1 protein-coding gene is annotated in these 1,740 nt (G+C 56.6%); it reads right to left on the bottom strand.

Annotation, left to right across the window (positions count from 1 at the left end; all coding sequences use genetic code 11):
- Window positions 1-1,722 (bottom strand): TonB-dependent receptor domain-containing protein (locus tag AB4043_RS24515; protein WP_442308390.1); only part of this gene is annotated, 1,722 nt, incomplete at its 3' end.
- Window positions 1,723-1,740: the final 18 nt, after the last annotated feature.

Genomic DNA, 1,740 nt, shown 5'->3' with positions numbered 1-1,740 from the left:
GTTTGCATAGCTGGGGGTATCCACCGGTGCGTTATAGGCGCCGGTCAGTGCGTTGTCGTCATAACTCTCCTGGATCTGGACGACTTCACCCGAGGTCAAGGAGGTAATACCAGAGATCGACCAGCCCGCCGAGAACGGCTTGGCGAACTTTCCACTGGCGAGCTTATCGAACGGCAGTTGAACCGTATAGCTCGCCACGAAGTTATGAGGAACATCGTGATACGAGAGTGCGCGGCTCTGCGCGGGGTTGTACGGATTGGTGCTATCGAAGACGTCCGAGCTGTTGTCGATCGACTTCGACCACGTGTAGCTCAGCAGGAAGTTTCCATACTTATCGCGATGATTCAGGCTGGCCTGGAGCGAATTGTAGCTCGAGCCGGCCGCAGCCTTCATCAGTGGATTGCTCCCCAGGTCCAGGCTACCGAAGACAGTTCGGGTTCCATTGACGACGGTCCCATCCTTCTTGATGTACTGCTGATCTTCACCGTTCTGGCTGCACGTGGCCGTGCCCGGTGCGACGTTGTTGGGATCGCTGAGGAAGACGCACAGAGCCTGGTTTCCGGGATTCGATTCAATCGAGGTCATCAGGTGCCGACCCGACGTTCCTACATAGCTCAACGAAGCAACGGTGCTGCTACCGAACGAACGCTGAAGGGATAGTTCGTAGTTTTCAAGCGAGGGCAGGCCATTGCCTGGATAGATCCCGTACGATCCCGAAATCTGTTCGAACGGACCGAAGTCGATGTAGTCCGGATTCGATGCCGACACGTTCGACGGAGGCAAAGGCGCAGGAAACTTTACGCCCTCAGAGTTGCCGCTGAAGCGATCGATATATGGCGTCGCCAGCGAAGGCGGTACGGGACTTCCATAATAGACATTGAACGGAGGACCACCGGCGGTATTCATGCCGCTGACCTGCTGTATGGAGGAATAGAAGATACCGAAACCTGCGCGTACGCTGTACTTGCCGGAAGCCGGCGCATACGCAATACCAATCCGCGGAGCGAAGTTGTTGTAGCGCGTCTGGGCAATCGTGTTCGGGATGCCCGGGTCGCCGGGGAATACCATCCCCTTCGGCGCATTCGGAAATACCTGGGACTGCTGGCCGGGGACGAAGGTAGAAAGCATGTTTTTGGTGTCATACCACGGCTGGCTTACATCCCAGCGCAGTCCATAGTTGATCGTGAGCGTAGGAAGCGCGCGCCAGCCATCCTGTGCATAGATGCCAAGATAGTTGCTGCGCGAGTTCAACTGGGTTAGACCGGCTTGCGAGAACGCCGAAGGAGCGCCGATCAAAAGATCTGCGAAGTCCGAGCCAGTCTCTTTACCATTGAAGGTAAAGCAGCCGTTCGGGCAGCTCGTGTTGCGCTCGTTGATCTGGTCATAGTGGTAATCGACGCCGAACTGAAAGCTGTGCGTGCCGTACGTCTTGGTTACGTTGTCGATGAACTGGATCGTGTTGTTCGCCTGACGGATGGTGCTGTTCGTTGCGCCGAAGTTGGCCCTCTTCAGGGCGACAACCGGCACACCTTCATAGGATGGGACAATCGGCGCGAGACCGCCTGCAGCACCAAATGGCGTGGTAAATCCGAGGCTGGCAATCGTGCCGGCACCGGTTCCCCCCAGAGGTTGGCCAAGCGTTCCCGAAACCCGCAGATAGGCGACACGAATATCGTTGACGAGTGTCGGGTTGATCGTACTGGTAAGGCCTAGGTTCACCATCTGTGTAAAACCATTGTT

This window comes from Terriglobus sp. YAF25 (assembly GCF_052113305.1).
Taxonomy (GTDB): Bacteria; Acidobacteriota; Terriglobia; order Terriglobales; family Acidobacteriaceae; genus Terriglobus.
This window is presented reverse-complemented; position numbering and strand designations above follow the sequence as displayed.